The organism is Streptomyces sp. NPDC000345 (assembly GCF_042898825.1).
Lineage (GTDB): Bacteria > Actinomycetota > Actinomycetes > Streptomycetales > Streptomycetaceae > Streptomyces.
Window position 1 is genome coordinate 533,769 of sequence record NZ_JBIAZE010000004.1, and the last position, 22,890, is coordinate 556,658.

The 22,890-nt window shown below is 72.8% G+C and carries 22 protein-coding genes and 1 pseudogene; 12 read left to right on the forward strand and 11 right to left on the reverse strand.

Translation table 11 applies throughout. The annotated features are described in order from the left end of the window. Window positions 1-40: 40 nt before the first annotated feature. Window positions 41-2,395: an ABC transporter permease gene (locus ACFY30_RS12690; RefSeq protein ID WP_390845193.1), complete on the reverse strand. Its 2,355-nt coding sequence runs from the start codon at window positions 2,393-2,395 to the stop codon at window positions 41-43. Next, window positions 2,392-2,826: pseudogene (locus tag ACFY30_RS12695) on the reverse strand (ABC transporter ATP-binding protein); the annotation flags it as partial. The pseudogene ACFY30_RS12695 and the gene ACFY30_RS12690, both read right to left, overlap by 4 nt. Window positions 2,827-2,858: 32 nt before the next feature. Here ACFY30_RS12695 and ACFY30_RS12700 point away from each other — a divergent pair. The 3 genes from ACFY30_RS12700 to ACFY30_RS12710 all read left to right on the forward strand — a co-directional run bounded on the left by ACFY30_RS12700 (window position 2,859) and on the right by ACFY30_RS12710 (window position 5,397). Continuing rightward, window positions 2,859-3,761, forward strand: a complete 903-nt coding sequence (locus ACFY30_RS12700) for an aldo/keto reductase (RefSeq protein ID WP_390845194.1) — start codon at window positions 2,859-2,861, stop codon at window positions 3,759-3,761. 142 nt (window positions 3,762-3,903) lie between these two features. After that, a complete protein-coding gene (locus ACFY30_RS12705; protein ID WP_390845195.1) occupies window positions 3,904-4,299 on the forward strand; it encodes a VOC family protein in 396 nt (131 codons plus the stop codon). Window positions 4,300-4,326: 27 nt separating this feature from the next. Then, window positions 4,327-5,397 (forward strand): adenosine deaminase, encoded by a 1,071-nt coding sequence (locus ACFY30_RS12710; protein ID WP_390845196.1) that lies wholly within the window; start codon window positions 4,327-4,329, stop codon window positions 5,395-5,397. Here the strand turns inward: ACFY30_RS12710 and ACFY30_RS12715 are convergent. Both ACFY30_RS12715 and ACFY30_RS12720 read right to left on the reverse strand, forming a co-directional pair. Next, the gene (locus ACFY30_RS12715; protein ID WP_390845197.1) at window positions 5,379-5,894 is read right to left on the reverse strand and encodes a DUF664 domain-containing protein; all 516 of its coding nucleotides are present in this window, start codon (window positions 5,892-5,894) and stop codon (window positions 5,379-5,381) included. The two genes, ACFY30_RS12710 and ACFY30_RS12715, sit on opposite strands and share 19 nt — an antisense overlap. Window positions 5,895-5,986: 92 nt before the next feature. Beyond that, entirely contained in the window at window positions 5,987-6,871 is an 885-nt protein-coding gene (locus tag ACFY30_RS12720; protein WP_390845198.1) for a LysR substrate-binding domain-containing protein, read from the reverse strand. A gap of 112 nt (window positions 6,872-6,983) precedes the next feature. Here ACFY30_RS12720 and mgrA point away from each other — a divergent pair, with 112 nt between their 5' ends. The 5 genes from mgrA (at window position 6,984) to ACFY30_RS12745 (ending at window position 12,701) form a co-directional block, all read left to right on the forward strand. Continuing rightward, complete coding sequence (mgrA, locus tag ACFY30_RS12725; RefSeq protein WP_390845199.1) at window positions 6,984-7,976, forward strand: L-glyceraldehyde 3-phosphate reductase; 993 nt, start codon at window positions 6,984-6,986, stop codon at window positions 7,974-7,976. A 365-nt stretch (window positions 7,977-8,341) separates the two neighbouring features. Further along, a complete protein-coding gene (locus ACFY30_RS12730) occupies window positions 8,342-8,752 on the forward strand; it encodes a hypothetical protein (RefSeq protein WP_390845200.1) in 411 nt (136 codons plus the stop codon). Window positions 8,753-8,833: 81 nt separating this feature from the next. Next, complete coding sequence (locus ACFY30_RS12735; RefSeq protein ID WP_390845201.1) at window positions 8,834-11,173, forward strand: FHA domain-containing protein; 2,340 nt, start codon at window positions 8,834-8,836, stop codon at window positions 11,171-11,173. Window positions 11,174-11,181: 8 nt separating this feature from the next. Beyond that, a complete protein-coding gene (locus ACFY30_RS12740) occupies window positions 11,182-11,727 on the forward strand; it encodes a hypothetical protein (RefSeq protein WP_390845202.1) in 546 nt (181 codons plus the stop codon). After that, the gene (locus ACFY30_RS12745) at window positions 11,727-12,701 is read left to right on the forward strand and encodes a serine/threonine-protein kinase (protein ID WP_390845203.1); all 975 of its coding nucleotides are present in this window, start codon (window positions 11,727-11,729) and stop codon (window positions 12,699-12,701) included. The genes ACFY30_RS12740 and ACFY30_RS12745 overlap by 1 nt, the downstream gene beginning before the upstream one ends. Here the strand turns inward: ACFY30_RS12745 and ACFY30_RS12750 are convergent. Then, window positions 12,692-13,996: a streptophobe family protein gene (locus tag ACFY30_RS12750; RefSeq protein WP_390845204.1), complete on the reverse strand. Its 1,305-nt coding sequence runs from the start codon at window positions 13,994-13,996 to the stop codon at window positions 12,692-12,694. The genes ACFY30_RS12745 and ACFY30_RS12750 overlap by 10 nt on opposite strands. 205 nt (window positions 13,997-14,201) lie before the next feature. Between ACFY30_RS12750 and ACFY30_RS12755 the strand changes: the two genes are divergently transcribed. Both ACFY30_RS12755 and ACFY30_RS12760 read left to right on the forward strand, forming a co-directional pair. After that, entirely contained in the window at window positions 14,202-15,548 is a 1,347-nt protein-coding gene (locus ACFY30_RS12755; protein WP_390845205.1) for a DUF6777 domain-containing protein, read from the forward strand. A gap of 118 nt (window positions 15,549-15,666) precedes the next feature. Further along, window positions 15,667-16,119, forward strand: coding sequence for an ATP-binding protein (locus ACFY30_RS12760; protein ID WP_390845206.1), 453 nt, complete (start codon window positions 15,667-15,669; stop codon window positions 16,117-16,119). Between the two features lie 19 nt (window positions 16,120-16,138). Here the strand turns inward: ACFY30_RS12760 and ACFY30_RS12765 are convergent, their stop codons facing one another. Beyond that, the gene (locus tag ACFY30_RS12765; protein WP_390845207.1) at window positions 16,139-17,026 is read right to left on the reverse strand and encodes an RNA polymerase sigma factor SigF; all 888 of its coding nucleotides are present in this window, start codon (window positions 17,024-17,026) and stop codon (window positions 16,139-16,141) included. A gap of 285 nt (window positions 17,027-17,311) precedes the next feature. On the opposite strand from ACFY30_RS12765, the gene ACFY30_RS12770 reads away from it, so the two are divergent. After that, a complete protein-coding gene (locus ACFY30_RS12770; RefSeq protein WP_390657812.1) occupies window positions 17,312-17,701 on the forward strand; it encodes a helix-turn-helix domain-containing protein in 390 nt (129 codons plus the stop codon). Between the two features lie 22 nt (window positions 17,702-17,723). On the opposite strand, the gene ACFY30_RS12775 is transcribed toward ACFY30_RS12770, so the two are convergent. The 3 genes from ACFY30_RS12775 to ACFY30_RS12785 all read right to left on the reverse strand — a co-directional run bounded on the left by ACFY30_RS12775 (window position 17,724) and on the right by ACFY30_RS12785 (window position 20,298). Next, a complete protein-coding gene (locus ACFY30_RS12775) occupies window positions 17,724-18,326 on the reverse strand; it encodes a ClpP family protease (RefSeq protein WP_390845209.1) in 603 nt (200 codons plus the stop codon). After that, complete coding sequence (locus tag ACFY30_RS12780) at window positions 18,326-18,964, reverse strand: ATP-dependent Clp protease proteolytic subunit (RefSeq protein ID WP_390845210.1); 639 nt, start codon at window positions 18,962-18,964, stop codon at window positions 18,326-18,328. The genes ACFY30_RS12775 and ACFY30_RS12780 overlap by 1 nt, the downstream gene beginning before the upstream one ends. 128 nt (window positions 18,965-19,092) lie before the next feature. After that, on the reverse strand, window positions 19,093-20,298 hold the full coding sequence (locus ACFY30_RS12785; protein ID WP_390845211.1) for an epoxide hydrolase family protein: 1,206 nt from the start codon (window positions 20,296-20,298) through the stop codon (window positions 19,093-19,095). Between the two features lie 121 nt (window positions 20,299-20,419). Here ACFY30_RS12785 and ACFY30_RS12790 point away from each other — a divergent pair, with 121 nt between their 5' ends. Beyond that, a complete protein-coding gene (locus ACFY30_RS12790) occupies window positions 20,420-20,902 on the forward strand; it encodes a VOC family protein (protein ID WP_390845212.1) in 483 nt (160 codons plus the stop codon). On the opposite strand, the gene ACFY30_RS12795 is transcribed toward ACFY30_RS12790, so the two are convergent. Together ACFY30_RS12795 and ACFY30_RS12800 are read right to left on the reverse strand one after the other, a co-directional pair. Beyond that, complete coding sequence (locus ACFY30_RS12795) at window positions 20,887-21,813, reverse strand: aminoglycoside phosphotransferase family protein (RefSeq protein ID WP_390845213.1); 927 nt, start codon at window positions 21,811-21,813, stop codon at window positions 20,887-20,889. The genes ACFY30_RS12790 and ACFY30_RS12795 overlap by 16 nt on opposite strands. Before the next feature lie 105 nt (window positions 21,814-21,918). Next, window positions 21,919-22,797, reverse strand: coding sequence for a geranyl diphosphate 2-C-methyltransferase (locus ACFY30_RS12800; protein ID WP_390845214.1), 879 nt, complete (start codon window positions 22,795-22,797; stop codon window positions 21,919-21,921). Window positions 22,798-22,890: the final 93 nt, after the last annotated feature.

Genomic DNA, 22,890 nt, shown 5'->3' on the forward strand with positions numbered 1-22,890 from the left:
GCGGTGGGGGCCGCAGGCACGCGGCTCCGAACCCGGCCTCCTATTCGGTGCGCAGGGCCGTGGCCGTTTTGGCCCTGGCGGCCCAGCCGGCGGGCGGGAGCGCACCCAGGACGGCGATGAGCAGCCCGCCGAGTGCGAGCGGGAGCAGTTGGGCCCCGTGGTGGACGGCGATGACGGAACCGGGGAGGCGGAGCCCCACGCTGTCGCCCATCGCGGGGATGACCCGGCCGTGCAGGGCCACGCCGAGCGGCACCCCCAGAGCGCCCGAGACCAGTCCGGTCACGACGACCGAGGTGAGGACCATCGCGACGGTCTGCCGGGGGGTCATGCCGAGCGCCTTGGGGACACCGATCTCCCGGACGCGCTCGCGGGTGTCGAGCAGCACGCCGTTCAGCACGCCGAGCGCGGCGACGGCGACGAGCATCAGCGTCAGGATCATCGACAGCGCGCTGAGTGTGACGACCATGTCGCCGCCGGCGTCGAGCCCGCCGGCCCGAGCGGCGACCCCCAGCGGTGCCAGGTCCCTGTTCAGCGCGTCGACGTAGCCGGTCACGTCGGTGCCTGACGTGACCGCGATGTGATGGCGCCTCTCCCGCAGGTCGGGATGCGCGGCCCTGAGGGTCGAGGCGTCGGTGAAGACCTGCACGCCGTCCTTACGGGGGTCGAGTACCTCACCGACGATCCGGACCGTGACCGGCTCGGCCAGGCCGTTCAGGGTGACGGTGGCACCGAGGCGGGTGCCGGGGGCGGCCAGGAAGGGCGTCGGGACCACGGCCTCGCCGGGCCTGTCGATCCAGCGGCCCGAGACCATCGTGTAGCCGCCCCAGGAGGCGTCGCCGGTGAAGGCGATCACGTCGACGCTGCCGGTCAGGCCGGACACGGTCGCCCGTACCGTCGCGGCGCTGTAGTACCTCCCGCTTCCGGCGGCGGCCTCGACGGCCGCGGCGACTTCGGCCGGATCGGCCTCGGGCCGCTTCTCGGGGCCAGAACCTTCCTCGGGGCGTCCGAAGTCCGGCAGGGGCGCGGGTACGACGACATCGGCGGCGTCGTGGGCCCTGGCCTTCATCACCTGGCCGAGCGAGGCGCCCATCCCCACGGTGAACGTGACGGCGATGGTGCCGAACAGGATCGCCGTGCCCATGGCCAGCGCGCGGGCGGGCCGTGCGAAGGGCCTGGCCAGCCCCAGGGCGACCGGCTGCGGCAACGGCAGCCGGTGGGCCAGACGGGCCGCCCACCGGCCGCGCCCCGCCGAAGCGGTACGCCCGACGGCGAGCGCGTCGACCGTACGCAGCCGGCCGGCCCGCCAGGCACCCGCCCACGCGGTCGCCGCCACCAGGCCGAGCACCCCGGCGATCACCGCCAGGTCGACCCAGGGGGCGACGGCCAGGGACGAGATGCCGTAGACCTCCTCGGTCTCGGCCAGTACGGGGACGGCGAGCAGGTGGCCGGTGAGGACACCGAGGGCCGTGCCGACGGCGGCCGGAATCAGCGCCTGTCCCACGTGGGCCCGCACGACCTGGGCCGGGGTGAGGCCGACGGCCTTGAGGATGCCGATACGGCGCGTTCCCGTGCCGACGGCCGACGCGACGACGTTGCCGACGACGAGCACCGACATGACCAGTCCCAGGGAGCCGAACGCGACGAGGAAGGGGACGTAGAGGGCGGTGTCGCGCTCGGCGGCCCTCCTGACGGTGAGCCATGACTGTTCACCGACGGCCGTTCCCGCCGGAAGGGAGTCCGTCACGGCCTTGCCGCCCGCGGTGATCTGCGCGGCGGTGCCCGCGTCGGTGAAGCGGTAGAGCATCTGGTAACCGCCGCTGCCGGGCGCGGTGAGCGCCGGCATCTGGGACGGGACCACCCAGGCGTCGGCGGTCCGGGTGACCGAGCGGGCCACACCGACCACCGTCAGTGCCGGACCGCCGGGCAGACCGGGGAAGACGATCCTCGTGCCCGTGGTCGCGAGGAGCGAGGCGTCGGCGGACAGCACGATCTCGCCGGAGCGCGTGGGCCACCGCCCGTCGAGCAGTGCCACCTCGTCCACGTCCCGGCCGGGATCGCCGCGGCCGACCACGGTCATCGGCCCCCCGGGGCCCGCCCTGTCCGACCGCGGGGTGACCGTCGCCGTACGGAACGGCCCGGCCGCACCGCTCATCCCTTCGGCGTCCTTGGTCTTCGACAACTGCCCGGCACTCACCGTGTCCGCGTCGAACTGCACGGACAGATGTGCTCCGTGCTGCTCGGCGAAGGCGCCGTCGAAGGGTGCGCCGGACACCACGAGCAGTGATCCGCCGAGGACGGAGGCGGCCACCGCCATCATCGTGGCGAGCCCGATCACCAGTGTCTGCACCCGGCGTCGTCTCACCCCCGAGCGCACCACCCTGCCGAGCGCGCTCATCGGACGGCTTCCGAGGCGCCGGCCGGCGAGCGGACGTCCTCGGTGATCCGGCCGTCGGCGATCCGGACCGTACGGTTCGTGCAGGACCGGGCCAGAGCCAGGTCGTGGGTGACCACGACGAGGGTCTGGCCCTCCGCGTTGAGGCCGCTGAGCAGACTGCTGACGTCCTGTCCGGCGGTCGTGTCCAGGGCCCCGGTCGGCTCGTCGGCCAGGAGCAGCGTCGGCCGGTTCATCAACGCCCGGGCCACCGCGACGCGTTGCCGTTCGCCGCCGGACAACCGCCCCGGGCGGGCGCGGGCGTGGCGGTCGATGCCCAGCAGTTCCAGGAGTTCCGCCGCCCGGCGCTCCGCCGCGCCACGGGCCGTACCCGCGAGGCGCGCGGGCAGCACGACATTGTCGGCGACGGTCAGATCGTCGAGCAGGTTGAAGAAGCCCGCGTCCGCGGGCGTGCGAGACTGCACCGATGAGCACCGGAACGATCACCGCGGACGCCGCGGGCACCTGGACACTCGGCGACCTGACCGTGAACCGTGTCGGCTTCGGCGCCATGCGGCTGACGGGCAGCGCCGCCTTCCACCTCGGCACGCCGAGCGACCGCGACCGCTCGATCGCCGTGCTGCGCCGGGCGATCGACCTCGGCGTCAACCACATCGACACCGCCGCCTTCTACTTCTCCTCCCTCCGCTCCGCCAACGAACTCATCAACAGCGCCCTCTCCCCGTACCGCGACGACCTGCTCATCGCCACGAAGGTCGGGCCCTTCCGGGACTGCGCGGGGGAGTGGGGCACCTCGGCCCGTCCCGAGGACCTGCGCGGTCACGTCGAGGAGAACCTGCGCCAGCTCGGCCGCGACCATCTCGACCTCGTCTATCTGCGCCGGATGCGCCAGGAGTCGATCGCCGAGCACTTCGGCGCCCTCGCCGCGCTGCGCGAGGCCGGGCTGGTACGCCACCTCGGCATCTCCGACGTCGAACCCCGCCACCTGGCGGAGGCGCAGGCCATCGCCCCGGTGGTCAGCGTGCAGAACCGCTACGGCCTCGGCGACCGCGCCCCCGCGACCGAGGAACTCCTCACCCTCTGCCGGGGCCAGGGCATCGCCTTCGTCCCGTTCTTCTCCATTGCCGGCGACGGCGGGGCGCAGGGCGCGACGAGCACCCACGACGACGCCGTCCTGTCCGCGGCCCGCGCCCACGACAGTACCCCGGCCCAGATCCGCCTCGCCTGGAGCCTGGCCCAGGGCCCCCACGTCCTGGCCATCCCCGGCACCGGCGACCCCGGCCATCTCACCGAGAACGTCGCGGCCGGCGCCCTGCGCCTCACCGACGAGGAACTGGCCCGGCTGAACGAGGCCCACCGCTCCGGGTGACCCCGTTCACCCCTCACCCACCCCACCCCCCGTCGTCTCCCGGCCCCCGGACCCAGTCCGGGAGGGGCGACTGGCGCCCCTGAAGTTTTACGTATAACCTCTCCCGTCAATCGCCCCGCCGCACGCCCTCCGAAAGGCCCCGATGGCACACATCGCCCTGGTCACCCTCGTCGTCGACGACTACGACGAGGCGATCCGCTTCTACACCGACGCGCTCGGCTTCCGGCTCGTCGAGGACGCACCCCGGCCCGAGGGGGCCCGCTGGGTCGTCGTACGGCCGGGCGAGGGCCAGGAGGGCACCGGGCTGCTGCTCGCCCGTGCCAAGGGCGACGCCCAGCGCGCCCGGATCGGCGACCAGACCGGCGGGCGCGTCGGCTTCTTCCTGCACACCGACGACTTCGCCCGCGACCACGCCCGGATGCTCGCCGCCGGCGTGACCTTCCTGGAGGAGCCCCGCCACGAGCCGTACGGCTCCGTCGCCGTCTTCCAGGACCTGTACGGAAACCGCTGGGACCTGCTCCAGCCCGCCACCGCCTGAGAACCACCTGCCGAGGAACACGCACACATGACCGCGCCCCGCATCGCCACCGACACCCTCCGCCGGCTCCCCAAGGCCGTCCTGCACGACCACCTCGACGGCGGCCTGCGCCCCGCCACCGTCGTCGAACTCGCGGCGGAGGCCGGCCACACCCTGCCCACCACCGACCCCGACGAGCTGGCCGCCTGGTACTTCGAGGCCGCCAACTCGGGCGACCTGGTGCGGTACATAGCCACCTTCGAGCACACCCTCGCCGTGATGCAGACCCGCGAGGGCCTGCTGCGCACCGCCGAGGAGTACGTCCTCGACCTGGCGGCGGACGGGGTCGTCTACGGCGAGGTGCGCTACGCCCCCGAGCTGATGCTGAAGGGCGAGCTGACCCTGGCCGAGGTGGTCGAGACCGTCCAGGAGGGACTCGCCGCCGGTATGGCGAAGGCCGCGGCCGCGGGCACGCCGGTCCGGGTCGGCACCCTGCTCTGCGGGATGCGCATGTTCGACCGCACCCGGGAGACCGCCGACCTCGCGGTCGCCTTCCGGGACGCGGGAGTCGTCGGCTTCGACATCGCGGGCGCCGAGGACGGCTTCCCGCCCGCCGACCACCTGGACGCCTTCGAGCACCTGCGCCGCGAGAACGTCCCCTTCACCATCCACGCCGGCGAGGCCCACGGCCTGCCCAGCATCCACCAGGCGCTCCAGGTCTGCGGGGCCCAGCGCATCGGCCACGGTGTGCGCATCACCGACGACATCGTGGACGGCAAGCTCGGCCGGCTGGCCGGGTGGGTGCGGGACCGCCGTGTCGCGCTGGAGATGTGCCCCACGTCCAACCTCCAGACGGGCGCCGCCACCTCCATCGCCGGGCATCCGATCACCGCCCTGAAGGACCTCGGCTTCCGTGTCACCCTCAACACCGACAACCGGCTGGTGTCCGGCACGACGATGACCCGCGAGATGGCGCTGCTCGTCGAGGAGGCGGGCTGGGGCGTCGAGGACCTGCGCACGGTCACGGTGAACGCACTGAAGAGCGCGTTCATCCCGTTCGACGAGCGCAGGGCCCTCATCGAGGACGTCGTCCTGCCGGGTTACGCGGCCGCGCTCTGAAGCAGCCCGCGCACATAGGCGGCCTGTCCGACGTGCTGCAGATCGTCGGACAGGACGCTGACCAGCCGTACGCCCAGGGTGACCGGCGGGTCCCAACGCACGTCCACCACGCGCTCGAGATCCGCCGCCGTCAGCGCGCGCAGCGCCCTGCGGCTCTGCTCGTGCACGGCGTCGTGGTACCCGGTCAGCAGGCCGGCGTCGGCGACCCGTACCTTGGCGACCTTGGCGGGGCTGTGCCCGTACCCGGTGTCATGGCGTGGCAGGTCGAGACCGAAGCGTTTCTCCCAGTCCTGGCCCAGCCAGACCTGGTCGAGGTCGAAGGCGTCGGCGATGTGGTCGTCCTGGACCCGGGTGAGATGCCAGACCAGCCAGGCGATCGAGTTCGTCTCCGGGGTGGGCCGGGCGTTGAGGCTGTCGGGGTCCAGGCCCTCGACGGCGGCGTGGACTTCTTCCCGGATGCGGTCGTACCCGTCGATGAGGATGTCCTTCGCATGCATAGGTCCACCATCGCTCAGCCGCCGCCCGCACGCCGCTTGTCCGACGGTCCTTCACACCTCCCGCACCGCCGCTCGGGACCCGGTGGCCCCGGTCAGGCCTCGCCGGCCTCCAGCAGCGCCATCAGCGCCCGGGCCGCCGGGCTCGTGGCCTCGGCGGCCGGCAGCAGCGCGACCGTCTCGTAGACCGCCTCGCCGGTGCCCTTCAGGGGCAGCGCGGTCAGCGCCTCGCGCTTGTGCCGGAAGTGACGCGGTACGACGGCGATGCCGAGGTTCTCGTCCACCAGGTCCAGCAGACTGTGCACGTCGTTGACCTCCAGGGCGACCGTACGGCGCACGCCGGCCTCCGCGAAGGCCGCGTCCCCGGCGCGGCGCGGTCCCCAGTCCGGGTGGAAGTCGACGAACACCTCACCGGCGATGTCCCGCGGGGTCAGCGCGGCGCCCGCCCGGGCCAGGCGGTGGTCGGGATGACACAGCACGTACATCGGCTCACCGGCCAGCGGCACACAGCGCAGCTGGTCGGTGTCCGCCTGGGTGCGGTAGGCGAAGGCCAGGTCGAGCCGGCCGGCCGCCACCTCCTCGCCGAGGGCGCCCGAGCCGGTCTGGCGGAGCCGGATCTCCACGTCCGGGTGCCGCCGCCGGAATCCGGCGAGCAGCCCCGCCACGTTCACCCCCGCGATGCACTGCTCGGTCCCCACGGAGAGCGTGCCGCGCACCACGCCCTGCACGGCGGCCACCGCCTCGTGCGCCGCCCGCACCTGCACCAGGATCCGCTCCGCCTCCGCCAGCAGGGCCCGCCCCGCCTCGGTCAGCGTCACCCGCCGGGTCGTCCGCACGAACAGCGGAGCCCGCAGCTCGCGCTCCAGGGCCCGGATCGACGCCGACAGACCCGACTGGGACACCATCAGGCGTTCGGCGGCCCGGGTGAAGTGCTGGTCCTCGGCGACCGCGACGAAGTGCTGGAGGTGGCGCAGTTCCATGATTGAGAACCATAGCCGCACAATTCCATCGGATTCTTCTGTTGGACCGCTGTACGGCCCTCGGGGAACAGTGGACCCGGAAGATCGTGTGCCAACCCCTGATGGAGTCGCGTTGTACACCGCACACCCCGACCGCTACGCGGACATGCCCTACCGGCGCACCGGACGCAGCGGTCTGAAGCTCCCCGCGCTGTCGCTCGGCCTGTGGCACAACTTCGGCCCGGACCGTCCTGCGGAGACCCAGCGGGCCATCCTGCGCCGCGCCTTCGACCTCGGCGTCACCCACTTCGACCTGGCCAACAACTACGGGCCGCCGCCCGGCGCCGCGGAGTCCGCGCTGGGTCACTTCCTGAAGACAGACTTCGCGCCCTACCGGGACGAGCTGGTGATCTCCACCAAGGCCGGCTACCTGATGTGGCCCGGCCCGTACGGCGAGTGGGGATCGCGCAAGTACGTGCTGTCGTCGCTCGACCAGAGCCTGAAGCGGATGGGCCTGGACCACGTCGACATCTTCTACTCGCACCGCCCCGACCCGGAGACTCCCCTCGAGGAGACGATGGGTGCCCTGCACTCCGCGGTCCAGCAGGGCAAGGCGCTGTACGTGGGCGTCTCCAACTACTCCGCGGAGCAGACCCGTGAGGCCGCCCGTATCCTCGGCGAACTGGGCACCCCGCTCCTCATCCACCAGCCGCGCTACTCGATGCTCGACCGCCGCCCGGAGAGCGAGGGCCTGCTGGACGCCCTGGACGAGCTCCAGGCCGGCTCGATCGTCTTCTCCCCGCTGGAACAGGGCCTGCTGACCTCCCGCTACCTCGACGGCATCCCGGAGGACTCGCGCGCGGCGAGCGACAGCCCGTTCCTGAACTCCGACGCGCTGACCGGGGAGTTGGTTGGCAAGCTGCGTGCCCTGAACGACATCGCCGCCTCCCGCGGCCAGTCCCTGGCCCAGATGGCCCTGGCCTGGGTGCTGCGCGGCGGCCGGGTCACCTCCGCGCTGGTCGGCGCGAGCAGTGCGCGGCAGATCGAGGACAGCGTCGGCGCCCTCGCCCACCTGGACTTCGACGCCGACGAACTGGCCCGTATCGACGCGGTGGTCAACGGCTGAGGCACGTCGGGGCCGGTGCGGCGCCCGGCTCCCCGGCTCCCTCCCCTCGCGGTGGTCCCGCTTCCCTGGACCGCCGCAAGGGGAGGGAGCCGTCGTCGGCCAGGGCACGATCCGGCCACGCGCGCCGCATCCGCGGTGTCACCGGCCGGTTACCAGGAGAAACGGCCCGGAGGTGGCGGGTCCGGCCCGACGCGCGGCCGGATTTCGGCCAGGAGCCGCGGTGAATATGCCAGGAGACTGGCCGGAAAGTCATGGTGACAGTGTTTTAGAAGTGAACATACTCGAAGGTCAGGGGTGATTCACCCTCCAGGAGCCGCAGGAAAGCGAGGCAGGGCCGGCAGACGAGCACTCGGGGGAGTGGAGACATGCACGACGAATTCCTGTGCCATGTCACGGCGTACGGATTCTGCGACGGCCGCCGGATCGGCGTGCCGCTCGGAACGTACCGTGCGCCGACGCTGGCGCTCGCCCTGTGGTGGCTGCGGGACCGCGCCCTGTGGATGGCGGAACGGCTCGACCCGAGACCCGAGAGCGGGCACATCCCGCCCGGCGCCGTCGTACCGGTCTCTGACGGGGTTCCCGATGTGCCCGTCCTGCTGCGGGCCTGGTGCGCCGACGTCGACCGGCAGGAGCTGGTGGCCGACGAGTTGGCGGGCGGACGGCTGGTGCGGGTCGCGGTGAGCGACGACACCACCGAGTACGAGCTCCTCGCCGAGTCCGTGGACGCGCTGCGCATGCAGCGGACGGTTCCGGCGCTCGTCCTCCCGGTCGGCTGAGGCGGCCCGCCGAGGCACCTGCGCCCGCGACCGGGCGAGCCTCACCGGGCGTACAAGGGTGCGAATCGATAGAATTCCGGCATGGTGGAGCGTCCGGTCGCCCCGACTGCCCCCGAACTCGTGCTGGAGACCGAGACGGGCTCCACGGTGCTGATCCCGGGCCACGCCTACCACGTCGGACGGGACCCGCTCAGCGACATCGTCATCGACGACGCCCGGGTCTCCTGGCACCACGCCGTGCTGCGGCCCGACGGCGACCACTGGACCCTCACCGACGAGCGGAGCACCAACGGCACCTGGGCCGACGGCCGCCGAGTCCGCGAGTGGCGGGTCGGCCCCGGCAGCGTGATCCGCTTCGGCAGTCCCTCCGACGGCCCGAGCGCCGTCCTGGCGAGCCGGCCCCCGCCGGCCCCGGAACGCCCCTCCGCGGTGTCCAGGCCCGGGCAGACCGGCACCTTCCGCCGGCCCACCACCGTACGGCCGCTGCCCACCCGTACCGTCCGCATCGGCCGAGCCGCCGACAACGACCTCGTCATCGACGACCTGGTCGTCTCACGCCGGCACGCCGAACTGCGCGCCCTGCCCGACGGCACGTACGAGATCGCCGACCTGGGCAGCCACAACGGCACCTATCTCAACGGCTTCCCGGTCACCGCCGCCCCCCTCGGCCCCGGCGACATCGTCGGCATCGGCCACTCGGCGTTCTGCCTGGTCGGCGACGAACTGCAGGAGTACGTCGACACCGGCGAGGTGTCCCTCGACGTCCAGGACCTCACGGTCGCCGTCGACCGCGGCCGCAAGACCCTGCTCGACCACGTGTCGTTCCCGGTGGGGGAGAAGTGCCTGCTCGCGGTCGTCGGCCCGAGCGGCGCCGGGAAGTCCACCCTGCTCAACGCGCTGACCGGCCAGCGCCCCGCCGACCACGGCACGGTCGTCTACGACGGCCGTGACCTGTACCACGACTACGCCGAGCTGCGTCAGCGCATCGGCCTCGTGCCGCAGGACGACATCCTGCACGCCCAGCTCACCGTCCGCGCGGCCCTCGGCTACGCCGCCGAGCTGCGCTTCCCGCAGGACACCGCCGGGGCCGAGCGCCGGGAGCGGGTCGACGAGGTCATCCGCGAACTGGGCCTCGAACAGCGCGCCGAGCAGGCCGTGCACAGCCTCTCCGGCGGCCAGCGCAAACGGGTCAGCGTGGCGCTGGAGCTGCTCACCAAGCCGTCGCTGCTCTTCCTCGACGAACCGACCTCCGGACTCGACCCCGGCATGGACCGGTCGGTGATGCACATGCTGCGCGGTCTCGCCGACGACGGCCGCACGGTCATCGTCGTCACGCACAGCGTGCTCAGCCTCGACGTGTGCGACCGGCTCCTGGTCCTTGCCCCCGGCGGACGGATCGCCTACTACGGACCGCCCGAGGAGGCCCTCTCCTTCTTCGGCTTCACCCAGTGGCCCGAGGCCTTCGAGGCGTTCGAGCGGGACCAGGACCGGGACTGGGCGGGGGAGTACCGCGACTCGCCGCCGCACCGGCGGTACGTGGTCAACTCCAGCGCCCAGCCGCGCCTGCCCCGCGAGGGCCCGGTGATCATGCTGCCGCCGCCCCGGCCCCGCAGCCGCGGCGCCCAGCTCGGCACCCTGATCCGCCGCTACGCGACCGCGCTGGGCGCCGACCGCACCTTCCTGGCCATCATGATCGCCCTGCCGTTCGTGATGGGCGCCATGGCCCGCGCCCTCGCCGGCAGCGAGCTGACCCGGGACACGGCGATGAACGCCCTGCTCATCCTGTGCGTCGGCGGCGTCCTGACCGGCGCGGCCAACGCCGTGCGCGAACTGGTCAAGGAACGCGTGATCTACCAGCGGGAGCGGGCCGTCGGCCTGTCCAGGTCGGCGTACCTGATGTCGAAGGTCGTGGTCCTGGGCGCGGTGACCGTCGTCCAGGCGGTCGTGCTCACCCTCGTGGCGTTGCTCGGCGTCGACCTCGGCGCCCCCGGCGGCAAGGGCGTGCTGATGCCTCCCCTGATCGAGATCACCGTCGCCGTGGCCCTGCTGGCGTTCACGGCGATGATGCTCGGCCTGCTGGTCTCCGCGCTGGTGCGCAAGGAGGAGGTGACGATGCCGCTGCTCGTGCTCCTCGCCATCGTCCAAGTGGTCTTCTGCGGAGCCCTGCTGAAACTGAACGGGGTGCCCGGCCTGGAGCAGCTGTCCTGGCTCGTGCCCTCGCGGTGGGCGCTCGGCGCGATGGCCGGCACCATCGGCCTGTCCCGGATCGTGCCCGGCGACATCACGGGCGACCCGCTGTTCGAGCACTCGGCGGGGGTGTGGCTGCTCGACGTGGCCATGCTCGTCGTGCTGTCGGCCGTCTTCGGGTACGCCGTCTCCCGGCTGCTGCGCCGGCACGAACCCGCCGTGATGCGGAAGTAGGGCTGCCCATGACGACCCCCGACTTCCGGCCGACGCATGTCGTCCCGCAGCAGGGCATGCTCGCCTGGTCGGCCCCCGACCCGGCCCGCCCCACGGTGCCCCTGGACGCCCTGCTGCCCGTCCAGCTCCTGGAGCGGCGCGGGGACTGGGGGCATGTGCTGTGCGCCAACGGCTGGGACGCCTGGGTGGACGGCCGCTACCTCGTCGCCGTACCCCAGGACCCGCCCGCCTCCGACGGCCCGCCCACGACCGCCGCCGACCCTCGGCCCCTCCTCACCCAGGCCCAGGAGGCCCTCGCCCGCTACCGGGCGGCGGTGGAGGAACTGGCCGGCGGCGCCCTGGACGGCGAGTCCTTCCGCCGCCGTACCCAGGGGCTGCGGATCGGGGTGGTCGTCGACGGCGAGGCCATGTGGCTGTACGACTCCGTCCAGGGCTGCTGGGTCTACGGCGACGGCACCCGGCTCAGCACCTACGCGGCGGACCACGCGCCCGACGCCGGCGGCGGCCGGGGCCACGCCCCCACCCGGGTCGTGACCTCGGACGGAGGACCCTGATGGACACCAGCGCGTTCTCCGGACGGCCCTCCGACCTGATCGGCCGGCAGATCGCGGGCTACCGCGTCGAGCGGGAGATCGGCCGGGGCGGCATGGCCGTCGTGTTCCGTGCCAGGGACCTGCGTCTGGAACGCACCGTCGCGCTGAAGCTGCTCGCCCCGGAACTGGCCCGCAACGACACCTTCCGCAAGCGCTTCACCCACGAGTCCAGGGTGGCCGCCGGACTCGACCACCCGCACATCGTGCCCGTCTTCGAGGCCGGCGAGACCGAGGGCGTGCTGTACATCGCCATGCGCTACGTGGAGGGCAACGACCTGCGCCACCTGCTCGACCGGGAGGGCCCGCTGCCGCTGTCCACGGCCGTACGGATCGCCGCGCAGGTCGCCTCCGCGCTGGACGCGGCCCACGATCACGGCCTGGTGCACCGGGACGTCAAGCCCGGGAACATCCTGGTCTCCCAGGGCACCGACAGCGACCACCCCGAGCACGTCTACCTCACCGACTTCGGCCTGACGAAGAAGTCCCTCTCCCTGACCGGGTTCACGACCGTCGGCCAGTTCGTCGGCACCCTCGACTACGTCGCCCCCGAGCAGATCTCCGGCCGCCCGGTCGACGGCCGCTGCGACGTCTACAGCTTCGCGTGCGTCGTCTACGAGACCCTCGCCGGGCATCCGCCCTTCCGCCGCGAGGAGGACATGGCCCTGCTGTGGGCGCACCAGGAGGACGAGCCGCCCCCGCTGACGGAGGCCCGGCCCGACCTGCCCGCGCGGGTCGACGCGGTGTTCGCGCAGGCGCTGGCCAAGAGTCCCGAGGACCGCCACGAGACGTGCCGCGCCTTCGTCGCGGCCCTGCGGGCGGCGGGCCGCGGTGACCAGAGCGCCCGTCATCCGCGGACCGAGGTGGTCGGCCTCCCGGCCACCCCGCCGCGCCCCCCGGACTGGGCCCGGCCCGTCTTCGGCGACCGTCAGCGCTGACCCGGAGGCGGTGGCCGCTGCCCCCGCCGGTGCACCGGGCGCGCCAGCAGGGCGCCCAGAAAGCCGGTGACCAGCCCCCACAGCGCGGCCAGGCCGAGGGCGGACCACACCTCGGGGTGGAGGAACAGGTCTCCGGAGAGACCGGCGAGGTCGTTGATGCCGAGCACGGTCAGGCCGTAGTGCGCGGAGACCCGGCCGACCAGGCAGATCGTCAGCACCGTGAGCACCAGGGCGACCGCCATGTGCACGGCGTGCCGCCAGGCGCGCGTCCCGGCCGTCGAGCGGGCCGCCATCACGAACGCGGCCCCCAGCAGCAGCACCGCGTCCACGACGACGAGCCACCACACGCGGCCGTCGTACTCGGCCATGCTGCTCAGGTTCAGCGCGGCGGTCTCCTCGCCGCGCAGCACCTCGTCCAGGACATGCGGCATGGGCAGCCCGAACGGGCCCTCCACCCGGCCGTTCCAGGTGGCGCCCAGCCCGATGGTGAACACCAGCCAGACGAGGTTGGGCAGCCCGAGCAGGACCACCGCGAGGGTCTCCGGCGCGTGCCCGCGGGTCGCGGCGACCACCAGGGCGACGACCAGGCCCAGCACGACACAGGCGAGCAGCAGCGCGACCATCGCGTACGCGGCCGGCCGCACCGACTCCTGGAAGCGCAGCAGCCGGGCCGGCAGCGGCGCCCCCCGCGAGACGAGCAGCGCCAGCAGCAGCACCCCGGCCAGCCACAGCAGCCCGATGAGCAGGGTGAGCGGCACGTCGGTGGTGAAGCCGACCTCGGGGCGGACCCCGAACAGATCGCCGAGTTCGTTCAGCGTGTCGCCGCCGAGGGAGACCTCGAAGGTCTGGCGTGCGGCGAGTGCCAGGGCCAGCAGACCGAGCAGCCACACCACGGCGATCCGGGCCGCCCAGCCGGCCAGTTCCCGGGCGCCGGCGACCGCCCGGTGCCGCAACGGCCGCAGGAACCCGGCGGCGACGACGAGCGCCCCGACGAGGGTCACGGACAGCGGGATCACCGTCAGGCCGGCCCGGGTGTCGGCGAGGCCGCCGGCGTTCCCCGAGAGCTCGACGGTGCCCCCGACGGCCGTGACGACGGTCGCCGCCACCACCCGGGGGAACGCGTCCTGGGGCAGATCCGTGGCTCCCGCCGCCCACAGGCCCGGCGCGGCCACCACCACCATGGCGCCCAGACCGGTCAGCGCCACGGAGAGCGCGCTCACCCAGCCGTGACGGCGGACTGCCCGGTCGAAGCCGTGACGGCCGACTGCCGGGTCGGAACGGGTGCGCGGGCTCACCCTGCCACGCTAAGCAGCACCGGCACCGCCCGCCCGTCGAGCGGGGCCGTCCGCGTCCCGCTTGCGGGCGGCACCAGACCCGAGCACACAATGATTCCGTTGTGTCGGAAAGCGGTGCATGTCGGACACAGGCTGATGTGTCACTCGCCCGGCCGGACGAGGCCGGGCGGACGGGCACCGCCGGACACCCACTTCGGGAGAGCATGTGAGCGCCGAACCTCCGTCCCCCGGCCGCCCCACGGGACCGCCCTCCGGCCCGCTGTCGGGCCCCTCGCACCCACCCCCCTCGGGACCGCCCGCCCCACCGCCCGGCGGTGGCTCGTCCGGTGGTTCCTCCGGCGGCTCCTTCCCGGACGGAGCGCCCGGACCGGAGCCCGAGCCGGACCCGGGACGGCCGTGGTGGAGGTCCACACCCCGGCTCGCCCTGCTCGGCACCGCCCTCGTGGCCGCGGTCGCCCTGGCCGTCCTGCTCACCCTGCCCGACAGCGGCGGCTCCGGCGGCGGCAGCAAGATCTTCACCCTGGCCGCGGCCAAGAGCGGCCCGGACCCGTTCACCGAGTCCACCGCCACCGACAGCACCACCGCCACGGCCTCCGCCGCCCCCGCGCAGGGCTCGGCCGAGCCGACGGGCAACGCCCTCAAGGGCGTCAACGGCGGCGCCGCCGGGGTGTACGGCGGCACCCGCAACGTGACCAGCTGCGATGTGGAGAAACAGATCGGCGCACTCCGGGCGGAGCCCGCCAAGAACCAGGCGTTCGCCTCCGTGGCCGGCGTGCAGCCGGCCGATGTCCCCGCCTATCTGCGCTCGCTCACCCCGGTACAGCTGCGCATGGACACCTGGGTCACCAACCACGGCTACCGCGACGGCGCCGTCACCACCTACCAGGCCGTCCTGCAGGCCGGTACGGCCGTCCTCGTCGACGCGCACGGTGTGCCCCGGGTGCGCTGCGCCTGCGGCAACCCGCTGACCAAGCCCGTCCCGCAGCGGACCGAGCCGGAGCGCACGGGTGACACCTGGCCGTCGTACGACCCCTCCGACGTCGTCGTGATCACCCCCGCGGCGAAGGTGGTCAAGCAATTCGTCCTCTACGACCCCGACCACGGCCACCACTGGTTCGCCCGGCACCGGGGCGACACGCACGGAACGCTGGACCGGCCCGCCCCGCCGCCGAAGGAGCCCCTCCAGTTCGTGATCATCATCCCGCCGCCGGCCACGTCGACCAGCCCCTCCAGCCCCAGCCCCTCGACGTCGCCGTCGCCCTGCGATCCGAAGCGGACGTCGTGCCCGCCGACCTCGCCCTCGTCGTCCTCCGAGTCGCCGAGCTCCAAGGCGCCGTCGTCCGAGTCGCCGGGCTCCGAGTCCCCGACCTCCCCGTCGCCCTCCCCGAGCTCCGAGTCGCCCTCCTCCTCGCCGCCGAGCCCGCCGGAGTCGTCGGCCTCGAAGCCGCCCCCGCAGCCGGAGGAGCCCGAGCCGCCGAGCACGTCCCTGCTCAGCTCCTCCAGCACCCCACCCCCCGCCCCCGGGTCCCCGTCCGGCTCACCCGCCCTGTGAGACACGGCATGCGCTCGGCGCGCACAGGATGACGCGGACGGGGACTGCGCGGCGCGGCACGGGGTACGAGCACAGGTGCAGTAGCGTCCGGCCAGTCCGGCTTCCCAGAGAGAAACGCATGACCGAGCACCTGGACGGGGCAGTGATACCGACTGGTTTCGACGTACCCGTGGAACCGCTGCGGCGCGCGGCGCACTACACCGGTGAACCCGGTTGCATCGCCGAGGCCCGCAGCTTCGCCGCGCACTTCGTCGACCAGCTCAGGACCGAGTGGTGCGCGCGCATCGGCGAGCGCACGAGCGGTGAGGTGATGCTCGTCGTCAGCGAACTCGTCACCAACGCCGACCGGCACAGCAACGGACCGTACATCCTGGAACTGGAGGGGACGGACTCCACCGTGACGGTGTCCGTCTACGACAGCAGCGACGCGCTGCCCCTGCGGTTCCCGAAGGATCCCGAGCGCGTCGGCCACCACGGCCTGGAGATCGTGCACGCGATCGCGGCGGAGGTCACCGCCGAGCGCGTGCCGGTCGGCAAGCGGGTCAGCGCCCGGCTGACGCTCGGCGGGTGAACCCCCGCCGGCGGGTCGCTCAGGCGCAGCCCAGCTCGCCGAGCATGCCCTGACGCAGCCGGGTGATGATCCGCTTGATCAGACGGGAGACATGCATCTGGGAGCAGCCGAGCCGCTCGCCGATCTCCGCCTGGGTGGCCTCCTCCACGAACCGCAGATGCAGGATCTCCCGGTCGCGTTCGCTGAGTTCGGCCATGAGGGGGGCGAGCGACTGGAAGTCCTCGACGAGCCGCAGCCCGTTCTCCTCGACGCCGATGAAGTCCGCGAGGACCGCCTCGCCGTTCTCCGGACCGTCGCCGGTCAGGGCCGCGTCGAGCGAGGAGGAGTTGTAGCCGTTGGCGGCGATCTGCGCCTCCACGACCTCGTTCTCCGAGAGGTTCATCAGCGTGGCCAGTTCCGCCACCGTCGGCTCCCGGTCAAGTCGGCTGGCCAGCTCGTCACGTGCCTTGGCCAGCTCCACCCGCAGCTCCTGCAGCCGCCGCGGCACGTGCACCGCCCAGGTGGTGTCCCGGAAGAAGCGCTTGATCTCGCCGACGATGTACGGCAGCGCGAACGACGTGAACTCCACCTCGCGGGAGATCTCGAACCGGTCGATGGCCTTGATCAGGCCGATCATGCCGGTCTGGACGATGTCCTCCATGTCGTCCCCGCGCCCGCGGAACCGTCCGGCCGCGAACCGGACCAGGGACATGTTCATCTCGATGAGGGTGTTGCGCGCGTACTGGTACGCGTGTGTGCCCTCTTCGAGCTCGTTCAGCCGCTTGAAGAACTGGCGGGACAGCTCCCGTGCGTCGCGCGGAGCCACGCTCCGCGGGTCCTCGACTCCCGGCAACGATGCTCCACCCGTGCTGGTCCCGGCAGTGTCCTCGACGACCCGAGCCTGCGACCCGATCACGGCGGTGTGCATTCCCTCTCCCCACGAAGTCACGGTTCGACGTCTTCTGTACTCGTTCCGTGAGCGGACGCGCATGAGCCCGATCCGCTCAGGGAGCGGGTACCCCGACTCGCCCGAGGCATGCGTCCCTCATCCGAGGGATGCGTTCCGGTTGCCGAGAGTGGCGAAGACACGCGGTGGCGCAACCGGCCGGGGGGACGGACCGGAGGGGAGGATTCCGATCCGTGGAACACCGATTCCACCGAGGGCGGAACGCGGGCCCCTTCCCGTCACGGGCCGGACTCCTAGGCTGGAGCGGTGAGCAACCAAGCGCCGAACCGAGCCCGAGTGATCCCGCTGCGCCCGCCCGCCGAGCGCCCGGCCCCCGAGCGGTCCGCGCCCAGAGAGCCGCTCTGGCGCGACCTGGTGGGGGACGTCCTGCGCCGTGAACGCCAGGCACAGGAACGCACCCTGAAGGACGTCGCCGACCAGGCCCGCATCTCCATGCCGTATCTGTCGGAGGTGGAACGCGGCCGCAAGGAGGCCTCCTCGGAGGTCCTCGCGGCCGCCGCCCACGCCCTCGGCCTGAGCCTCGGCGACCTGCTCGCCCGGGCTCAGGGCGAACTGGTCCGGCTCGGCAGCCGGCTTCCCGCCCGGAGCCGTACGACGACGACCTCCTCGTACGACGGCCTCTGCCTGGCCGCCTGACGAACCCGCGCGGGCCGGCGTCTCACCCGGTCACCAGACGCCGGCCCAGCACCTCGTCGGCCAGCCCGTACGCCACCGCCTCCCGCGCGGTGAACACCTTGTCGCGGTCCATGTCCGCGCGCAGGGTGGCGAGATCGTGCCCGGTGTGCCGGGCGAGCACCTCCTCGACCTGGGCGCGGACGCGGACCATCTCCCTGGCCTGCAGCGCCAGGTCCGACACCGTGCCCTGGCGGCCGCCGCTGGCCGGCTGCCCCAGCAGCACCCGCGCGTGCTCCAGCACGAACCGGCGGCCCGGGTCCCCGCCCGCCAGCAGCACGGCCGCCGTCGCGGCCGCCTGTCCGACGCAGAACGTGGAGATCGGCGACTGCACGAACGTCATCGTGTCGTAGATCGCCATCAGCGAGGTGAACGAGCCGCCGGGGGAGTTGAGATAGACCGAGATCTCGCTCTCCGGGGCCGCCGACTCCAGATGGAGGAGCTGCGCGATGACGACGTTGGCCACGCCGTCGTCGATCTCCGTGCCGAGGAAGACGATCCGCTCCGACAGCAGCCGGCTGAACACGTCGTAGGACCGCTCGCCCTGCGGGGTGCGCTCGACGACGTTCGGAATCGTGTAGGTCCCCATCACAGCCCCATCCGTCGCCGTGCCGGGACCGGCCGGATGTCGGCGAGCGACTCCACCACCCGGTCCACCATGCCGTACTCACGGGCCTCCTCGGCCGTGAACCAGCGGTCGCGGTCGCCGTCCCGGGAGATGGCCTCCGGGGTCTGGCCGGTGTGCTCGGCGGTGATCCGCTCGATGGTCCTCTTCGTGAACTCCAGGTTCTCCGCCTGGATCTCGATGTCCGCCGTGGTGCCGCCGATCCCGGCCGACGGCTGGTGCATCATCACGCGCGCGTTCGGCAGGGCGTACCGCTTGCCCGGCGCGCCGACGCTCAGCAGGAACTGGCCCATGCTGGCCGCGAACCCCATCGCGAGCGTCGACACGTCGTTGGGGATGAGCCGCATCGTGTCGTAGACGGCCAGCCCCGCGTGCACCGAGCCGCCCGGGCTGTTGATGTACAGGGCGATGTCGGTGCGCGGGTCCTCCGCCGAGAGGATCAGCAGCTGCGCGCAGACCCGGTTGGCGGAGACCTCGTCGACCTGCGTGCCGAGCAGCACGATGCGCTGGGCGAGGAGCTGGGCGGCGAGATGGTCGTCGAACCGGGTGGGCGGGGTGTCGCCCTCCTCGGCCCGTGGAGCGAGCGCGCTGAGTGGAGTCATCGGTTCTCCTCGTGGTCGCGGGGATGCCGTCGACTCCACTCTTGACCTCGGACGACCCCCGCAGGCGGATTCTCTGCCCGGGGCAGATCCGCCACGGGCAGAGCGTCCGCCACAGGGGCCGAGCCGTCTCAGCCGCGCTCGCGCAGCCGGCGGAAGAAGGCCCGGACGTCGTCCACCAGCAGATCGGGCTCCTCCATGGCCGCGAAGTGCCCGCCGCGGGCGAACTCCGTCCAGCGCACCAGGTTCTCCGTCCGCTCCGCCTTCCGCCGCAGCGGGATCTGCGGCTCCGCCGGGAAGAGCGCGAGCGCGGTCGGCGCGGTCGACGGCTCCTGCGGCGCGGCCGTCCGGCCGGAGGCGGCGTGCTGCCGCTCGTAGTAGATCCGGGCGGACGAACCGGCCGTCCCGGTCAGCCAGTACAGCATCACGTTGGTCAGCAGCCGGTCCCGGTCGACGGCCTCCTCCGGCAGCTCCCGGGAGTCCGTCCACGCCCGGAACTTCTCGACGATCCAGGCGAGCTGGCCGACGGGGGAGTCGGTGAGCCCGTACGCCAGGGTCTGCGGGCGGGTGGCCTGCTGCACGTAGTAGCCGGTTTCCTCGGCGGAGAACTCCGCCCACCGGCGCCAGGACCTGAGCGTGCGCTCCCGCTCCTCGGGGCTCATGGCCCCGAGCTCCTCGGCCGTCGGCTCCCGGGTCGCCTGCGCCCCCGGCAGCAGGTTCAGATGGACTCCGATCACCCGGCCGGGGTGGGCACGGCCCAGCTCGCGGGAGATCGCCGCGCCCCAGTCGCCGCCCTGCGCCCCGAAGCGCTCGTAGCCGAGCCGGGTCATCAGCTCGGCCCATGCGTCGGCGACCCGGCCCGCCTCCCAGCCGGCGCCGGTGACCGGTCCGGACAGCCCGAACCCGGGGATGCCCGGCACGACCACATGGAAGGCGTCGGCCGGGTCCCCGCCGTGCGCCGCCGGATCGGCGAGCGGGCCGGCCACGTCCAGGAACTCCACGATCGAGCCGGGCCAGCCATGGGTGAGGATCAGCGCGGTGGCGTCCGGCTCGGGGGAGCGGACGTGGGCGAAGTGGACGTTCGTGCCGTCGATCGTGGTCGTGAACTGCGGCCACTCGTTCAGCCGCGCCTCGGCCGCCCGCCAGTCGTACGTGTGCCGCCAGTGCCGTACGAGGTCCCGCAGATAGCCGGTCGGCACGCCGTAGTCCCAGCCCGTCTCGGGCAGTCCCCTGGGCCACCGGGTCCGGTCCAGCCGTTCGTGCAGGTCGTCGAGGTCGCTCTGCGGGATGTCGAGGCGGAAGGGCCGGACGGCGAGGTCGGCGCTGGATGACGTCATGAACCGGATGCTAGTTCCGCCGCCGGCGCGCCCGTACGGGGCAATGGCCGGCCCGACCGATGAGTTCCGCGTCGCGCTCCGGTCGACACTGATGACCGCGATCCACGCCCAGGAGGTACTCATGACCACCGACGGATTCACCACGTGTCTCTGGTTCGACGGCCAGGCCGAGGAGGCCGCCCACCACTACGTGTCGATCTTCAAGAACTCCAGCGTCGGGCGGGTCGCCCGCTACACCGAGGCCGGGCCCGGGCCCGCCGGGTCCGTGGTCACCGTGGAGTTCACCGCGAACGGCCAGAAGTTCGTCGCGCTCAACGGCGGCCCGGAGTTCACGTTCAGCGAGGCGATCTCCTTCCAGATCGACTGCGCCGACCAGGAGGAGGTCGACTACTACTGGGGCAAGCTCACCGAGGGCGGCGGCGAGCCCGGCCCCTGCGGCTGGCTGAAGGACAAGTACGGCGTGTCCTGGCAGGTCGTCCCCCGCGTGCTGCTCGAGATGGTCACCGGCGCCGACCAGGAGAAGGCCGCCCGCGCCACCAAGGCCATGCTCTCCATGGGCAAGCTCGACATCGCCGCCCTGCGCAAGGCCTACGACGGCGCGTAGGAGCCGGGCGGAAGGGCGCGCCAACGGGTCTCGGCCAGGATCTCCCTGATCACATGCCGGGAGTTCTCCGCCAGCGGCGGATTGGTCTCCCAGTAGAACGGCAGCTGGATCAGCGAGATCGACAGCGCCCAGCCCCGTCCGCGCGCCCATTCGTCGTCGTCCGCGCCGACCGCTTCGCGGAACGTGCCGCGGGCCGAGGCGGGCAGCAGGTTCCACGCCACGACGAGGTCGACCGCCGGATCGCCCACGCCCACACAGCCGAAGTCGATCACCGCTGCCAGCCGCCCGTCCGCGACCAGCACGTTCCCGGGCGACAGATCGCCATGGGCCCACACCGGCGGCGCCGTCCGCCCCGGCACCCGCAGCGCCTCCTCCCACAGCGCGGTGACCGCGCCGGTGTCGATCCGCCCCTCGAGCCGCGCGATGGCGTCACGGGTGAACGCGTCCCGCTCGCGCAGCGGCACACCCCGGTGGTTCGGCGGCCCGTCCCGCCCGTCGACCTCCCGCAGCGCCGCCACGAACGCCCCCAGGTCCGCCGCCAGCGCCTCCGGCTTCTCCACGGCTCCGGCCACCGGGTTGTGCCCGTCCAGCCACCGGTAGACGGACCACGGCCAGGGGAACCCCTCGCCGGGGCCGCCCTCCGCCAGCGGCACCGGCGTGGCGACCCGCAGGGCCGGGCCCAGCCGGGCCAGCCAGCGCCGCTCGTGCGCCACGCTCTCCACGGCGCCGGGGTACCGGGGCAGCCGGACCACCTTGTCCGGGCCCAGCCGGAACATCGCGTTCTCGGTCCCGGAGGACGGCAGCCGCTCCACGGGCTGCCCCGCCCACCGGGGGAACCGGGCGGCGACCAGCCGGCTCACCAGCGCGGCGTCGACGTCGACTTCGTCCGGGCGCATCCTCACGGCACACATGCCGCTCATTCCACGGGATCGACGCCCCTGCCGTCCAACGAAATCAGCGCCCCGGCGATCCGACGGCCCTCGCCGCCGGCGTGCCGGATCGGGAGCCGTCACCCCTCAGACCCGGTCGGCCGCGATCAGCAGGTACTGGAAACTGCCGTTCCCGTAGGCGTTCAGGAACGTCTCCTCGATGCCGGTGACCAGATGGTCGGCCTGCCGGCGCAGTTCCCAGTAGGGGACGGCCACCTGGGTCAGGTCCTCCACATGGACCGGCACCAGCCGGTGGCGGGCCAGCGCCCGGAAGTAGGCGGACCGGGGGTGGATCTCACAGAGGTAGTGGGCGTTGATGAGGGACACCTCGCGCGAGGCCCGTCCGTAGGTGTCGTTGTGGCAGCCGGTGATGACGACATAGCGGCCGCCGCGGCGCAGCAGCCGGGCGTGCTCCGCGAACAGCAGGTCCAGCTCGACGTAGCTGGTTGACTCGTTGTTCCACGAGGCCGTGTACGCGCCCGTCTCCAGCCCGGTGTCCAGCATGTTGCGGTGGTGGTGGCGCACCTTGTCGTCGATGCCCCGCCTGCGGGCCTGCTCGTTGGCGAAATCCGCCTGCTTGGCGGAGATCGTGACCCCGTCGGCGTGGCAGCCGTAGCGCAGATGGGCCGTGACACTGCCGCCGCCGCGTCCGCACCCGGCGTCGAAGACACGGTCGGACGGGGTGAGCGGGCCGAGGCGGGCCACGAGGAGTTCGGCCTGGGCGTGCTCCAGCCGGTGCAGCTCGCCGGTGATCCGCTCCCTGCGCAGCACGGGATCGGGCTCGTCGAGCACGGACCAGTCGGCTTCACCCACACCGCAGTGGTGGTGGTAGAGGTCGTCGATCCGGCCGAGTTCGAGGTTGACCGGGTTCTCCTCGGCGTTCCAGTACTGCGCGACGCGGCTCTGGTAGATCGACTGGGTCGGCAGCTGCACGGCCGCGGTGATGGCGTCGGGGGTCGTGGTCAACGGTGACTCCTAGCGGTGCTGTGCGGGTCGCTGTGTCGGCAGGCGGCTGTTCACCAGGAGTGGGGCAGGTGACAGCGGTGGGAGGTGGTCGCG

Excerpts from the sequence above, each read along its gene's own strand:
- ACFY30_RS12765 (WP_390845207.1), bottom strand. The coding sequence starts at position 17,026 with ATGCACACCGCCGTGATCGGGTCGCAGGCTCGGGTCGTCGAGGACACT.
- ACFY30_RS12700 (WP_390845194.1), top strand. The coding sequence starts at position 2,859 with ATGAGCACCGGAACGATCACCGCGGACGCCGCGGGCACCTGGACACTC.
- ACFY30_RS12705 (WP_390845195.1), top strand. The coding sequence starts at position 3,904 with ATGGCACACATCGCCCTGGTCACCCTCGTCGTCGACGACTACGACGAG.
- ACFY30_RS12780 (WP_390845210.1), bottom strand. The coding sequence starts at position 18,964 with ATGACTCCACTCAGCGCGCTCGCTCCACGGGCCGAGGAGGGCGACACC.
- ACFY30_RS12715 (WP_390845197.1), bottom strand. The coding sequence starts at position 5,894 with ATGCATGCGAAGGACATCCTCATCGACGGGTACGACCGCATCCGGGAA.
- ACFY30_RS12775 (WP_390845209.1), bottom strand. The coding sequence starts at position 18,326 with ATGGGGACCTACACGATTCCGAACGTCGTCGAGCGCACCCCGCAGGGC.
- ACFY30_RS12735 (WP_390845201.1), top strand. The coding sequence starts at position 8,834 with ATGGTGGAGCGTCCGGTCGCCCCGACTGCCCCCGAACTCGTGCTGGAG.
- ACFY30_RS12760 (WP_390845206.1), top strand. The coding sequence starts at position 15,667 with ATGACCGAGCACCTGGACGGGGCAGTGATACCGACTGGTTTCGACGTA.
- ACFY30_RS12790 (WP_390845212.1), top strand. The coding sequence starts at position 20,420 with ATGACCACCGACGGATTCACCACGTGTCTCTGGTTCGACGGCCAGGCC.
- ACFY30_RS12795 (WP_390845213.1), bottom strand. The coding sequence starts at position 21,813 with ATGTGTGCCGTGAGGATGCGCCCGGACGAAGTCGACGTCGACGCCGCG.
- ACFY30_RS12690 (WP_390845193.1), bottom strand. The coding sequence starts at position 2,395 with ATGAGCGCGCTCGGCAGGGTGGTGCGCTCGGGGGTGAGACGACGCCGG.
- ACFY30_RS12730 (WP_390845200.1), top strand. The coding sequence starts at position 8,342 with ATGCACGACGAATTCCTGTGCCATGTCACGGCGTACGGATTCTGCGAC.
- ACFY30_RS12740 (WP_390845202.1), top strand. The coding sequence starts at position 11,182 with ATGACGACCCCCGACTTCCGGCCGACGCATGTCGTCCCGCAGCAGGGC.
- ACFY30_RS12785 (WP_390845211.1), bottom strand. The coding sequence starts at position 20,298 with ATGACGTCATCCAGCGCCGACCTCGCCGTCCGGCCCTTCCGCCTCGAC.
- ACFY30_RS12745 (WP_390845203.1), top strand. The coding sequence starts at position 11,727 with ATGGACACCAGCGCGTTCTCCGGACGGCCCTCCGACCTGATCGGCCGG.
- ACFY30_RS12710 (WP_390845196.1), top strand. The coding sequence starts at position 4,327 with ATGACCGCGCCCCGCATCGCCACCGACACCCTCCGCCGGCTCCCCAAG.
- ACFY30_RS12720 (WP_390845198.1), bottom strand. The coding sequence starts at position 6,871 with ATGGAACTGCGCCACCTCCAGCACTTCGTCGCGGTCGCCGAGGACCAG.